The organism is Flavobacterium sp., from assembly GCF_031422135.1.
GTDB lineage: Bacteria > Bacteroidota > Bacteroidia > Flavobacteriales > Flavobacteriaceae > Flavobacterium.
This window is the reverse complement of record NZ_JANOQD010000105.1, coordinates 67,377-81,674: the sequence shown is the minus strand read 5'-3', so window position 1 is coordinate 81,674 and position 14,298 is coordinate 67,377. Positions and strand designations below refer to the sequence as shown.

At 30.8% G+C, this 14,298-nt stretch carries 15 protein-coding genes; 2 read left to right on the top strand and 13 right to left on the bottom strand.

Translation table 11 applies throughout. The features are described from left to right. Positions 1–9: 9 nt before the first annotated feature. The gene (locus RMO70_RS13640; RefSeq protein WP_310556991.1) at positions 10–648 is read left to right on the top strand and encodes a hypothetical protein; all 639 of its coding nucleotides are present in this window, start codon (positions 10–12) and stop codon (positions 646–648) included. 64 nt (positions 649–712) lie between these two features. Here the strand turns inward: RMO70_RS13640 and RMO70_RS13635 are convergent, their stop codons facing one another. Both RMO70_RS13635 and RMO70_RS13630 read right to left on the bottom strand, forming a co-directional pair. Continuing rightward, on the bottom strand, positions 713–1,528 hold the full coding sequence (locus tag RMO70_RS13635; RefSeq protein WP_310556990.1) for a lysophospholipid acyltransferase family protein: 816 nt from the start codon (positions 1,526–1,528) through the stop codon (positions 713–715). A 45-nt stretch (positions 1,529–1,573) separates the two neighbouring features. Further along, the gene (locus RMO70_RS13630) at positions 1,574–2,212 is read right to left on the bottom strand and encodes a CoA pyrophosphatase (protein WP_310556989.1); all 639 of its coding nucleotides are present in this window, start codon (positions 2,210–2,212) and stop codon (positions 1,574–1,576) included. A 101-nt stretch (positions 2,213–2,313) separates the two neighbouring features. Between RMO70_RS13630 and RMO70_RS13625 the strand changes: the two genes are divergently transcribed. Then, on the top strand, positions 2,314–2,745 hold the full coding sequence (locus RMO70_RS13625) for a DUF4268 domain-containing protein (protein ID WP_310556988.1): 432 nt from the start codon (positions 2,314–2,316) through the stop codon (positions 2,743–2,745). On the opposite strand, the gene mptB is transcribed toward RMO70_RS13625, so the two are convergent. From mptB to RMO70_RS13570, 11 genes are all read right to left on the bottom strand, one after another. Further along, on the bottom strand, positions 2,709–3,953 hold the full coding sequence (gene mptB / locus RMO70_RS13620) for a polyprenol phosphomannose-dependent alpha 1,6 mannosyltransferase MptB (RefSeq protein ID WP_310556987.1): 1,245 nt from the start codon (positions 3,951–3,953) through the stop codon (positions 2,709–2,711). The genes RMO70_RS13625 and mptB overlap by 37 nt on opposite strands. A gap of 103 nt (positions 3,954–4,056) precedes the next feature. Then, positions 4,057–5,538, bottom strand: a complete 1,482-nt coding sequence (locus RMO70_RS13615; RefSeq protein ID WP_310556986.1) for a glycosyltransferase family 2 protein — start codon at positions 5,536–5,538, stop codon at positions 4,057–4,059. A gap of 1 nt (position 5,539) precedes the next feature. Beyond that, positions 5,540–6,232 (bottom strand): glycosyltransferase family 2 protein, encoded by a 693-nt coding sequence (locus RMO70_RS13610; protein ID WP_310556985.1) that lies wholly within the window; start codon positions 6,230–6,232, stop codon positions 5,540–5,542. Continuing rightward, positions 6,229–6,633, bottom strand: a complete 405-nt coding sequence (locus RMO70_RS13605; protein ID WP_310556984.1) for a hypothetical protein — start codon at positions 6,631–6,633, stop codon at positions 6,229–6,231. Before RMO70_RS13605 ends, RMO70_RS13610 begins: the two co-directional genes overlap by 4 nt. 57 nt (positions 6,634–6,690) lie before the next feature. Next, complete coding sequence (locus RMO70_RS13600; protein ID WP_310556983.1) at positions 6,691–7,419, bottom strand: DUF547 domain-containing protein; 729 nt, start codon at positions 7,417–7,419, stop codon at positions 6,691–6,693. 74 nt (positions 7,420–7,493) lie between these two features. Beyond that, on the bottom strand, positions 7,494–9,086 hold the full coding sequence (locus RMO70_RS13595; RefSeq protein WP_310556982.1) for a 4Fe-4S dicluster domain-containing protein: 1,593 nt from the start codon (positions 9,084–9,086) through the stop codon (positions 7,494–7,496). A 3-nt stretch (positions 9,087–9,089) separates the two neighbouring features. Further along, entirely contained in the window at positions 9,090–10,385 is a 1,296-nt protein-coding gene (locus tag RMO70_RS13590) for an FAD/NAD(P)-binding oxidoreductase (RefSeq protein ID WP_310556981.1), read from the bottom strand. Positions 10,386–10,438: 53 nt separating this feature from the next. Next, positions 10,439–11,356, bottom strand: coding sequence for a hypothetical protein (locus tag RMO70_RS13585; RefSeq protein WP_310556980.1), 918 nt, complete (start codon positions 11,354–11,356; stop codon positions 10,439–10,441). Positions 11,357–11,393: 37 nt separating this feature from the next. Continuing rightward, positions 11,394–12,113 (bottom strand): DUF547 domain-containing protein, encoded by a 720-nt coding sequence (locus RMO70_RS13580; protein ID WP_310556979.1) that lies wholly within the window; start codon positions 12,111–12,113, stop codon positions 11,394–11,396. 245 nt (positions 12,114–12,358) lie between these two features. Further along, positions 12,359–13,342 carry a fasciclin domain-containing protein gene (locus RMO70_RS13575; protein WP_310556978.1) on the bottom strand — a complete coding sequence of 328 codons (984 nt, stop codon included), beginning with the start codon at positions 13,340–13,342 and terminating at the stop codon, positions 12,359–12,361. 24 nt (positions 13,343–13,366) lie between these two features. Further along, a complete protein-coding gene (locus tag RMO70_RS13570; RefSeq protein ID WP_310556977.1) occupies positions 13,367–14,245 on the bottom strand; it encodes a hypothetical protein in 879 nt (292 codons plus the stop codon). Positions 14,246–14,298: the final 53 nt, after the last annotated feature.

Here is a 14,298-nt window from a genome sequence, read left to right as displayed (position 1 = left end):
GCAATATATATGGAAGAATTAGATTTGTTAAAAAAAGATTGGAATAAGGATAATTATCCTAAAATCACCGAAAATGAAATTTATAAGCTAATGCTTAAAAGTTCGTCTTCGACTGTGAAGTGGATTTTTATTGTGAGTTTGATTGAGTTAGGATTGGGATTTGTTTTGAGTATTGGATTGTCGTTTACAAAATTTGATAGTGACAATACGCAACTCCTAAAAGATTTTGGGATATACAATTATTATCTAGCTTTTACCGCCTTTTTGTATGTTGTGATTGTTTACTTTATTGTCAATTTCTATTTGATGTACCGAAAAGTTTCGACTACAGATAATACAAAACTCTTGATGAAAAATATTTTGAAAACTAGAAAAACAGTTCAAAATTATATTTTATTCAATTTGGTTGCTTTTGCAGTTTTTTCGATTGCAATTTTGACTTATAGTTTTAAAATGGGTGTTGAAAAAGCTAGTAATGAAAACCTAAACAGTATTTCAGATAGTTTTTATCTTATTGCATTTTTGGTAATTGTTCTAGTAACAGCTGCTATTACTGGATTGTTTTGGGTGATTTACAGATTGATTTACGGTTTCTTGCTCAAGAAATTGAAAGTGAATTACCAGGAACTGAAAAAGATTGACTTGTAATATAGTTTAAAAGTCAAAAGTCTTAAAGTCCCATTAGCTTTGAGACTTTTGACTTTAGGACTAATTAGTACTGCCACTGACGCATTCTGTCCAATTCTTTTTGTTCGTCAAGGACTTCTACAGGAATTACTTTTAGAAACGATGCGTGCTGTTCGATAGCATATTCTACTTTTTCAACAATTTCTTCGATAGTATCGTTATCATAATCAATCTCCAATGGTTCTTTTATAGTGAACGATTGTAGTATTCCTTTCTTTTTGAGTCGCAATCCTTTTTTGTCGAACGAACGACGAAAACCGTCAATAACAATAGGCACAACGATAGGTCTGTGTTGTTTGATAATGTGTGCTGTTCCTTTACGAACGGGTTTAAACGATTTTGTAGTGCCTTGCGGAAAGGTAATAACCCAACCATCTTCTAAAGCAATTTTAATGTTTTCGGTATCGTTCGGATTGATTTCTTTTTTTTCATTTGGATTAACGTCTTTTCCTCCTGCACGCCAAGTTCTCTCTACAGTTATAGCACCAACATATCCCAAAATTCTAGGTAGAATTCCTGATTTCATAGTTTCTTTTGCGGCTACATAGTAAATATTCATTTTGGGTCTCCACAAGTAACCTATATTTTTGATATTATCTTCTCTACCACACAAACTGGCATTAAAAACGTGAAACATAGCCACTACATCAGCAAAATAGGTTTGGTGATTGGATATAAAAAGAACATTTGAGTCTGGTAATGTTTTTATAATCTCTGAACCATCTATTTGCAATTCGTTAAAACCACGATACCTGCGATGGGTTAAAGCACCCAAAATTCTAATTAACCAGAGTTTGATAAAAAGTATATGTCCAAAAGGATTGCGTTTGAATAATCCCATAATTTTAATAAAATAGTAAGCTACAAATTTACAAAAACTATTAAGTTATAAGACTTTTTTTAATATTTCTTTTAATTCGCTCATCATCATTGCTGTAGCACCCCAAACTAAGTGCTCGTTAATTTGAAAAGCTGGCACTTCAATATTGGTCACATACGATGTGGACATTTTAACTTTGACTACATTTTTATCGTTAAGAAATTGATTGATAGGCAATTCAATGATTTCAGCTACTTCATCTGGACTTAGTGTAAATTCTAGTTCTTGTTTGGAAAAACCAAGAAATGGAGCAACCAAAAAATTACTTGGTGGAATGTAGACTTCAGTAAATGCTCTTACGATTTCTATTTTATCCGAATGAATTCCAATTTCTTCGTGCGTTTCTCTCAAAGCGGTTTCAGATAAATCAGCATCATATTCTTCTACTTTTCCTCCCGGAAATGCAATTTGAGAAGAATGTATGCCAGGATATGTATTTCGAACAATCAATGCCAAATGTGTAATATTATTTTTGGGGTACAAAAGCATTAAAACGGCTGCTTTTCTAGGAGGAATATTCAACATTTCTTGCTTTCGAAGTAATTCCAACCGATTGGGTGGTACCATTTTTAGATGTGCAATAGTAGCTGGTAGCGTTTCTTTTGCTATTTTTGGAATGTATTTTAAAAAGTTTAAGAATTCCATTTTTTAAAATTTTACAAACTGCTAAACTATTGATTTTTAACATTAAAAACATAAAGATAGGCTAATAAGTTAAATTTACAAATTTTGACACCAGATAAATAATGTATAGTAAAGAAGAAGCACAACGATTAAAAAGAGAGTTTTGGGTTGCATTTGCCGAAAAATATCCTCGAAAATGGATTTTGTATGATACAAAAATCAAAGATTTTTCGTTTAAATTTTATGTAGACAACAAGAAAGCTCAAGTGCTTATTGATATTGAAATGCGTGATGGCGAAAAACGAGTAGCCTATTTTGAGAAACTAGAATCTTTGAAAGCTATTCTAGAAGAAGATTATATTAAAAATTTGGTTTTTGAAAAAAATCACACACTGGAATCAGGCAAAACTATTTGCAGAATTTGGGTAGAACTAAACAGTGTAAGTGTTAGTAATCGAAATTACTGGGATGAAATTTTTGATTTTTTTAATGCAAAAATGGACGCTTTGGAAGGTTTTTACCTAGAATTTGATGATTTTATTAAAGATGTATAAGGAAACTGTTTGTTATTTATTTCAAATAGAAATACAATTATAACAACTAAATATTCTATAAAAATAAGTATCATATTTTCTTTAAATGGTGTGATACCATATGCATAATAACTTAAAATTATGGTAGCACTCCATACAATTGGAAATTTATATTTTGTAAAAACACTTAATAATACCAGATTAATCACATACCAAGGATGGACAGTTGTAGAAATAAAAAAATAAATTGTTAAGGCGATTAAAGAATGGGTAATAACTTTTTGGACGGATTCATTTTTTTTGAAAAAAGCATAAAAAAGCACTATCAGTATTGTAATAATTGGAGTGATTTTTCCAACTGTTCCTATAATATTATACCCTTTGAAATAGAACCCTATTTCCCGAACAAGATAGTAAATACTAGCATTGAATTCAAAATTAGTAAACCATAATGTAATAGTTTCTAAATAATTACTAACTAGACTGTGTGTTAAAAACGGAATAAAATAAAGAAGATTTAAAATTATAATCCAAAAATAGAATGCAATGCTTTTTTTCCAACCTAAATAACGCCAAAAAATAGGCAATAATAACAAGGGCAATAACTTAACTGAAATGGAAATGGAAATAAAAACAGCTGCTAAAAACCAATTATTCTGTATCAAAAAATAAAACCCAAGTATCAAAAACAACAACATTACGCCTTCAAAATGAAGATTTCCAGTAAGTTCTATTATAACCAACGGATTCAAGAAATACCAAAATATTTTATCGGGACTTTGATTGAAATGTATTAAAATTTTTCTTCCATAAAAATAAATACTAACATCAGTCAAAATAATTATTATTCTAAAAACTATGGCGGATCCAAGTATCGATTTTCCAGAAAGCAATCCAGTAATAGCAAAAATATATTGATTAAAAGGTGGATAATTAGAATAATGAGCCGCACTCAAATCACCCATTTTTTGATATAAAATATCCGCTTGTGAGAAGCTTACCAGTGTATCAATAATTTGATTGGGTAGAAATTCATATGGATTTATTCCAGAAATGATAAGTCTTCCGTCCCAAATAAACCTATAAAAATCTTGAGATAAAAACGGTATAGAAAACAGAAAAATAATTCTAAAAAGTAAGCCTATTTTAAAAAGATGATTGGCATTTATTTTTAAATTCATTGCATACACAAATGTCATAAACACGAAAATATAGATTGCAATTAACATTTCAAACTCTTCTCTTTCTGTAAAATAACCCAACACGAAACAGCAAATTGAAACTAAAAGTAAAAAAGTATAATTGCTGTATTTTGTATTAAAATTCAGCAAACTAATTGGCTTTTACTGATTGTACAAAAACATAACTATATCCTAACAACAACATCAAATGAAAAGGAAACAAGGCGTAATCGTTGAATTTATAACCGCTATACATTCCAAATAAAAAATAAAAAATCAATAACCCTTCAAAAATAGTATTTTTTGATATTTTTTTAGAAATATAAATATTGTCTTTCCATTTGTCTTTTAAAGCTTCAATATTAAATTTTGGCGTTCTAATAAATTCACTTTTTTTACCTAACAATCCTTCTAAAACCGCAATTGAATTTTGAAATGAAAAACCCATCACAATGGTATAAAAAGTAAAAAATAGTCCCGTATATTTTATAAAATTTTTAAAACCTCCACCCTGTATGTTCTTGAAAGTGAACCAGTAACACACAAAGAAAATAATTGATGTAATAATAAAAAACACCATAATATCAAAATACAAACTCAAATGAACTAAATTATTTTTGAGATACAACATAGGAACACTCAACACTGTCATTACAAATATGCATAAAAACATAGAACTATTGAGTAAATGAAGAATGGCATGAAACTTTGATTTGCCAGAAATGGTAGTTGCCAAAACGATTCTTGAAGCCATTTTTACAAAATTTTCAGCACCACCTTTGTTCCATCGAAACTGTTGCGAACGGGCTGCGCTTAACATTGCAGGCAATTCCGCAGGAGTTTCAACATCTTCAAGATAAATAAATTTCCAGTTTTTAAGTTGTGCTCTATAACTTAAATCCAAATCTTCGGTTAACGTGTCACTTTCCCAATTTCCTGCATCAAGAATACATGATTTTCTCCAAACTCCAGCGGTTCCATTAAAATTAATGCAATGTTGTTTGGAATTTCTCCCTGTTTGCTCTAAAGTAAAATGAGCATCTAAAGCAAAGGCTTGTATTTTAGTAAGCATCGAATAATCGCGATTTATGTGCCCCCAACGAGTTTGAACTACCCCAACATTTGGGTTTTTAAAATTTGGAATTGTTTTATACAACCAGTCTTTTTTGGGCATAAAATCAGCATCAAAAATAGCAATAAACTCTCCTTTGGCTGTTACAAGTCCTTCTTTTAATGCACCCGCTTTAAATCCTGTTCTAATTTTTCTTGTAATGTGCTTGATATCAATTCCTTGATTTTGGTATTTTTGGACTAATGCTATGGTTTGCAAAATACTATCATCAGTACTATCATCAAGAACTTGGATTTCTAATTTTTCTGAAGGATAATCTAATTTTGATATGGCATCAAGCAATCGTTCCACCACATATTTTTCGTTATAAATTGGCAATTGAATGGTTACTAATGGTATTTCTGATGGGTTGGAAAAATCAAATTTTTCGTTTATAATACTGTTTTTTTTACTATTCAAATAGTTGATTAACAAATTGAATTGCGTTAAACTATACAAGAATAATAATAGAATCGAGATACTGTAAATGACTATAATTATATACGAAATGGTTAAAATCATTTTATTTTTTTAAGGAGTATTTGAGTATCCATCCAATTATTTTTATTCCAGCCATAACCGTTCCTTTTACTGTTCCAGAAACTTTAGAAATACCTATACGATTTTTGTATCGGACTGGGATTTCTACATAAGTCATTTTTTGTTTTAGCACTTTAAGTTGCATTTCTACAGTCCAACCATAGGTTTTGTCTTCCATTTGAAGTTGTACTAATTTATCATATTTGATGGCTCTAAATGGCCCTAAATCTGAAAATTTAGCCTTAAAAAACAACTTCATTAAGAATGTTGCCAACCAGTTTCCGAAAACCTGCTGCGGTGTCATTGATCCATTTTCTCGTAATGACGACACTCTTGCACCAATTACAAAATCAATATTTTGGTCAAGAATTGGCGCAACTATTTTTGTTAGCTCTTCTGGAAAATCCGAATAATCACCATCTAAAAAAACTATTATATCTGGTTTCACTTCTTGCAAAGCAATGTATTCTAAACCTTTTAAACAAGCAAAACCGTATCCTTTTCTATTTTCTGAAAGCACAGTTGCTCCAGCATTTTTTGCAACTTCAATTGTTTTATCTGTTGAATTGTTACTTATAACGATAACCTCATCAACAATTTTAGGAATTTCATTTATGACATTTGCAATGGCATCTTGTTCATTGTATGCAGGAATTATAACTTTTATTATCTTCATTTGGTTTGTGATATGGAATTGTCTTTTTTGAATTCTGAAAGACTATTCCACTGTTTAATTTTTTTTCCTGATTGGTATTTTTCACCTCTAACAACGTCTCCATTAAAATAAATGATGCAATATCCGTTCATTACATCGTTTTCAAATTCACATTTTTTTTCTATACCTTCATTTACATTATAATAAATCCACCATTTGGCTTTTTTATTATTTTTAAAATGTCCTTCTTCTTTTTTGTTTCCATTTTCGTAATAGGAGAACCAGTATCCTTCTTTTTGATTTTTTTTCATCCATCCTTCCGACTTCATTTGACCGTTGTCGAAATAATTTTTGACATAGATTTTATCATCCGAAAACTGGAAAAAAGCAACCATTATGACTATATATATCGCTTTAAACATTTGCAAATATTATTTTTGAAAATTACTATTTTATTTTGAATTTAGAAGTATCGCAACTTAAATTTTAGTATTTAATGTCCAATCGTATTTGTAATATTCAATAGTATACGTATTGTCAATTTTTTCGGTTCTGTATTTATTAATAAAATCAATAATTCGTTCGTCTTGATTAATAAAGTCTTGTCGGTACCAATCAAAAATTTCTGATATTTCTACCACTTTAGCTTTTTTGTTTACTCGAATAAAATTGGGATTATTAATCGATGTTTTCGCTTGATTTTCTAATTGCTGATCTATCATATCAGGCATATAGGCTTGGTTTATAAGAGGCGGACAGCCATTTGCAGCGCATACAAGAACAAAATTTAGAAACGAGTCTTTAAGTATGGATTTTAATTTATACCTTTCAATATTAGTCAACGTTATCTCTTCTCCGCCAATCTTATAGACTTTTTTATCAAAAAAACCTTTAATTTCTTGAACTGATGATGTTGGATAATTACTCACAATTCCTTTTATCACCATAATATTATAAGCGTTAATCCAGAAAGCCTTATAGCTGTTTTTCTCCAAAACGGACAAATCCAAATCGGCAGATATCGCTACAATTTCATTAAGCAGACTAGGATCTTTTTTTATTGCTGCATAATCAACTTTGTTCTTGAATACATACAATTTAAAAAAATAATCTGATTTTTGAAAAAAAACTTCTACTGTATTTGCATTTACTAGAAACGAAAATAAAAGAAATAAGAATGTAATTTGTGATTTTTTTGAAATTTTCATACTTTTTGTTTTTATGTTTATTGCTAATTACATTTACGAAAAATCACAGAATTTGGTTTTCAAAAAAGTGAATTTTATTTTCTATTTATCAAATCCATCAAGTTAACATCATTTCCAAGTAAAATCTCGTTCGCATTTATTCTTCCATTTTCTGATGCATTTTCTAATTTTAGAACACCACGAGGACAAACGGCAGAACAAATTCCACAACCTACACACGAAGAACGCACAATGTTTTCTCCTTTTTGAGCATAAGCACGAACATCAATTCCCATTTCGCAATGTGTGGTGCAGTTACCGCAAGAGATGCATTGACCACCATTAGTAGTAATTCGGAATTTAGAAAATAAACGTTGTTGTAATCCTAATATTGCAGCCATTGGGCAACCAAAGCGACACCAAACTCTGTTTCCTAAAATGGGATAAAACCCCACTCCTATCACACCACTAAAGGCAGAACCAATGGCAAAACCATACCATTCACGCAAGGAATTACTGTTTATAAAAAGTATATTTGAACTTCCAGAAAAGAAGTTTATGAGTAACGAAATAATAATAACTGCCACTAATGAACCTAAAGTAAACTTAGCGTCAGTATCCAAATCGTTGCGTTTAAAACGATACAAAACCGCTGTGAAAACAATTAAAAAACCAACAATCCCATTAACAAATTGATTTTTTGTAATGAAACTCAAATCAGGATTGTCATTCAAAAAAGTAAAAACAACCGCAATTGTCATTACAAAAGAAAGTACTAGGACGATATGTATAGACCATCTCTCAAATTTCCAAGCTTTTTGTGTTGAATTTGACAAATGACGGAAACTATCGCCTGCAGTTTCGGCCAAACCACCACAACCGCAAACCCAAGAACAATACCATCTTTTTCCGTAAAAATAAGTCAATATTGGCGAGATTATGAATATCATTGCAATACCAAAAACCAACATAAACATTCCAAGATTTTCACCAGCCAGCATGTTTTTAAGATGCCAATCGTTGAAAAAATAATAATTCAATGGCCACATATTCTTCAAATCTTTAGCAAAATAAGCTTTCTCAGGATTTAGTTTTTCTAAAATTTCAGGTATCAAAAAAGCAAAACCTAACTGAAAGAACATTACAGAAATGGTTCGAACCAACTGGTATTTATTGTGTCTGTATTTCAATATAAATTTATATCCTAAACCTAAAATTGCTACCGTATACAATGTTCCATAAACAAACCATTGTGAGGCAACTTTACCATTCAAAAGCAAACTTAACGGATCAAAAAAAGCTACAATTCCAGAATTAGCAATTCCATTCTCTCCCAGCCCTAAATATTTTGGAAACCAGTATAAAGCAACATAAAATGCTGTTAAAACAATTCCTATTATCCAAGCTACAATCCCTTTATTAGAAATGCTTTTGGCATATACTCCATTATTACTTATTCCTTCAGGACGAGATAAATAAGTTGCGTTTGCATAAATAATACATCCTAATAAAATAGAAAGTAATGCTCCTGTAAGCCAAGCCATTTTATATGGAATAGAAACATTAAAAAAAGCTATTGCCAATATAAAAAGACCTACAAAACCTAGTGCTAAGCCTATTTTTTGAGACGTTTTTAAATTACTATCTTGATGTGAAGCGATAGATATGTTTTTGTCTAATATACTCATAATTTATACTGTTTCTAGATTTTTAAACTGTAAATTGAATTGAACTTGGATTTCTTTTTCGTGGGGTTTAAAAAATTCAGGATCAAAATTTGCCTCTTTTAAATGTTCCATAACATAATATACTGATTTTTTTTCGGTAAGTATTTTATCAAAAAAATCGTGACGCATTCTAATCCCAAAAGTATTAATTCCTAAAAACACTTTGGTTTCTTTGTCAAACGAGATTCGAATGGCTTTTTTGTTTGCCGAATGTTCCCAATAAAACTGTTCTTCATTTTCTAATGGTTTTGAAAAAACCCAACCGTATGTTTGGTATTCAATATCTAGAAATTTTGCAGAATTGAACCAATGTCCTGGATTGTATTGCATCGGGTTTCCACAAAGGGTTTGTGCCAAAGTTTCACCCATCATTCTGCCTGTGTACCAAACGGCTTCAATAGTTTTTCGGTTTCCTATGGCTTCGTGTTGTTCCGCACAATCACCTATAGCATATACATCTTTTATGTTAGTTTCTAAAAATCGGTTGACTTTGACGCCACGGTTTATATCAATAGTTGACCCTTTTAGAAAATCAATATTTGGCGAAACACCTACTGTAATTCCAACCATCATACAATCAATAGTTTCTCCTTTGTCCGTTACAATTGCTTTTGTATTTCCAAGTTCGTCAGCAATAATTTCTTCCAGATTTGTGTCCAATCTCAAGTCAACGTGATGTTCTACAATGTGCTTGCTTATCATTTCGCTTTCGCCAGAAGGCAAAACGCCTGACCAAAAGCTCTTTTCCCGAACCAAATAGGTTACTGGAATGTTTCTAGACAATAACATTTCGACTAATTCGATTCCTATTAATCCTCCTCCTACTACTACTGCTCGTTTGCAGTTAAGAGCCAATTGTTCTGTTTTTTCTAAATCTTGTTTGCTATACAAACTAAAAACACCGTTTGAATCTTGACCTTTCCAGCCAAATTTGTTAGGTTTAGATCCCGTTGCAATGACTAATTTATCGTATTTTAAAGTTGAATTATCCGAAAAAAATAGGCTTTTATTTTCCGTATCAACTCTATTTACAAATGCTTTTTTGAGCTCTATTTTGTTTTTTTTCCAAAAATCAGCTTCATAAGGTTGTGTATGTTCAAACTTTAAGTGTCTCATAAAAACATACATCAAAGCTGTTCTTGAAAAAAAGTAATCGGTTTCAGCAGAAATAATCGTTATTTTTTTGTCAGAAAGTTTACGAATATGTCTCGCTAATGTTACACCTGAAATACCATTCCCTATAATTGCTATGTGTTCCATAAAGTGTAGTTAAGTTTTAAAAAAAAAATGTATGTAATGACAAATTTATAATTTTAGAAAATAGCTCTAATACCAAGATTAAACGATTGCCCTAAACCAGAATCATTTCCACGTATAAATTTACTATAAATGGTTTCAATATTTAAAGTTTGTGATAATTGATATTTTGCGCCTAAACCTGTAGCTGTGTAATTTTGAGAAAATTTATTACTTATCTCAATCAATTGAGCGTGTTGCAAAAAGGTTAGAACAGTAAACTTATTTGAAGGAAAATAACTTAAAAAAACACCTGGTGCTAACTCTACACTATTGTTTGCATAACCCCCTTCTGGGTTTGAAGATCCATCAGGATTCTTACTTTTTTTGCCAAAGAAAAACCGAGTCCCCAATTCAGAAAACAACTGGAACTTACTTCCAGTAAAAGTGTAATCATAGAAAAATCGATTTTGCCAGATAAAACTTTTAGCCGCAAGAAATGCAAATTTAGAATCGCTCTCTTGTTTGTGCAAAGGAATAAAAAAGGAACTTTGAATAGAAAAATTAGTTAAAGATTCAAAAGGTGCAATTTTTATAGATGGTGCAATATGAGTGAACCTAGATCTTGATTCTCCTAATTGATTATTAAAACCAAAAACACTCCCTGCACTTTTCCCTCCAAAAGTATTTGACCTGAATTCAAGAATCAAACCTGCATTTAATTTTTTACTTTCAGAAACACCTGTAAAAATTTCTAAAGACGTTGTAAAATAGTTAGATCTATCAACATCTACAATCTCTCCATCATCTTCAGCACGTGTTTGAGTATACAAATTATTAAACCATTTAATATCTAACTTTCCTTTTTCTAAAAGTTTAGATGGGGTATACGTTTGAATATTTGATTCTCCAACATAAATGCTATCAACTTGCGCATAGGTTGTAGAAAATAGACTTAATACAATTACAACATAGAGTTTTTGAAAGTATTTCATTCTGGTTGGTTTTTTGGTGTTAAAAATCTAAACTAATTTATTTTTTTTTATTCAATGTCCAGTCATATTTATAGTATATAATTTTAAAATCATTTCCTATTTTGTCAGTTCTGTATTTATTTATAAAATCAATTTCTTTAGAATTCTTTGAAATAAAATCATCCTTATACCATTCGAAAATTTGCGAGACTATAATTTTTTTTGACTCTTCGTTTACTTTTATAAAACTTGGATTATTAACAGCAAGTTTAGTTTGTTTGTTTAACTGCTCCTCTAAGGTATTGGGCATATAAGCATTACTTATAATCGGTGGACATCCATTCGCTCCGCAAACCAAGGCAAAATGAACACGCGCATCATCATATTTTGCACGAATCATTTTATTTTCGATGGTATTCAACGTGACTTTTTTACCCGAAATAGTAAAGGTCATTTTATCAAAAAAACCAGATATGTCGAGTGGAGATTTCACAGGATATCTAGACACAATCCCTTTTATAACAGATAAATTATAAGCGTTAATCCAAAATGCTTTTGTAGTATTTACACCTTCTTTTGAAATGTCAATTTTAGAAGCTATTTCAAGAATGTTCTCAAGAGCATCATCATTTTTTTTAATGGCATCATAATCCACTTTATTGTCTTTGACATATTTGTCAAAAAACGCATCTGTTTTGCTAAAAAAAACATCAATACTTTGAGCCTTACAAAGGGTTGTTAAGACTAAAAATGTAATTACTAATATTATCTTTTTCATAGATTTTTTAATTTTATAATTCCTAAATAGTACTTAACTTGGAAAAAACAATATTAAAGTTTTATTTAGGAATTTAATTTTCAATTTTACCTTAATAGTTAGCAATATTTCATATCTATAATGTTACAATTAAATAATGATATAATTGAAAATTAATTACTTTTTTCTGAATTTGAATTAAAAAAAATAAACCGGAGAATTACAAACTTTGCCCCGGTTTATTAACAATCAAAATAAATAAATTTTTATGGTAACAATACTCTGTCAATAACGTGTACTACTCCGTTTGTAGTTTGAACGTCTGGAATAACCATATTTGCCTCAGATGAACCGTTTCCTTTTACAGTTAACACACCATTATTATAAGCTCCAAATGTTATATTTGCTCCGCTCAAACTGGCTACAGCACCAGCGTTCATTTCGGAAGTAAACTTTCCTCCATCATTTATCACACTGCTTAGTAGTACTGCTCTTAATGTAGCAACTGGAATTTGACGAACATCAGTAGGGACATTCATCGAAATTCCTAAAATTGGGCCTAAAGCTTTGAAAGCAGCGTCGTTTGGAGCGAAAACTGTAAATGACGGACTTCCTGCTGATGCTGTTAATGCTTCTGCAAGTCCTGCATATACAATTGCTTCTACAAGGAAGGTCAATTCTTTTTGTTTAAAAACTTGAGCGGTTTGTAATGCAATTGCCGTTTGAACAATATCAGCGCCTGAAGCGATTAAAACTTTATCAATTACGTGAACAGTTCCATTACTTGCTGCAACGTCCGTTGCGATAATTTTTGAACCATTGATAAACTTATCTGATCCTCTTGTAATAAAACGTCTGTTAGGTCCTAAAGCAGATTGCGAAGTGCCTCCAGCAACTATTGAACCACTTGATAAGTTTCCATTAGAAACAGCATATAGCAATGTGTTTGTTAAAAAAGAATTCTGCAAACCTCCTAAACTTCCTGGAGTATTAAAACCTAATCGTGCAAATCCTGCATTAGTTGGGGCAAAAACGGTGTATTTTCCAGATAGATCATTTGGATTACTATTACTTAAAGTTAAAGCAACATCCCCTTGAATTGCGGCAGCTTCCAAAATACTAAAATCTACTCCTTCAACTGCAATTGCAGCAATACTAGGCAATTGATTTTCATAATCATTCTCGCAAGAACTTAAAAAAGCTGTGGTAGCAATAACCAACAAACCGATGTGAAATTTTATTTTATTCATATTTTCTATTTTTTAAAATCGTAATTAAAATTTATAAACTAATGCTCCGTAAAATCCCGTTGCTTTCCCAAGGTTTCTCCCATCAATATATGAATTTGCACCACCTGCAATTCCAATAGTTTTGTATATGGGTGCATAAAGATTCAATCCGACACGTGTTGTATTTACTCTAGTTCCAGGAAAGAATCCATCAAATCCATTTGCTAAAATATCAGTACCAAAAGCCGAAGTTTGATTTGAAATAAAAACATCACCATAAATCTTACTAGCAGCATATCCTAATTTTATTTCTGATATATAGGAATCAGGAACACCTTTTGAAGCTAGGTTTACTCCAAATTGTCCTGTTGTGAAAATTCCATATTTGGTTTTAAACATTGCTAATGTAATTGCGCTTACTGTTGTACTTCTATTACCAATTGCAATTATAGACTGAAGTCCTTCGTCTACCTTATAATCTCCAACTGGAGTCTTAACACCTAAAGCACCAATTAATTTTAAATTTGAAGATCCAATGTTAATATCAAAAGGATTGAATTTTAGGAAAGCAGAAACATCTTGCAAACCGCTTCTTTCGTTTTCAAAATTCAAATTTTTAAGCACTTCTTCTGAAGCATTTCCAGTTACAGTAATAAATGGTAATGAAACTTCGATATCAAGTTGGTCTGTAATACCATAAGTTGCATAAAGAGAAGCGCTTGAAACATCAACATTTCTAAAAACTGGAACAGCATCTACAACTTTTGGCACAAGAAGTACTTTATCGTATTTTTCCATTCCGTAGGAAACAACCACATTTCCTTTTCCTTTTCCTTGCATAAAACCACTTACTGGACTTTGTGCACTAACTGTTACTGCAAATGATGCAAATACGAAAACCGAGAGTAATTTGTTTTTAATCATAATGATAGTATTTTTTGTTTTAATTAAAGTAATTTACGACAAAAAGTTTTTTA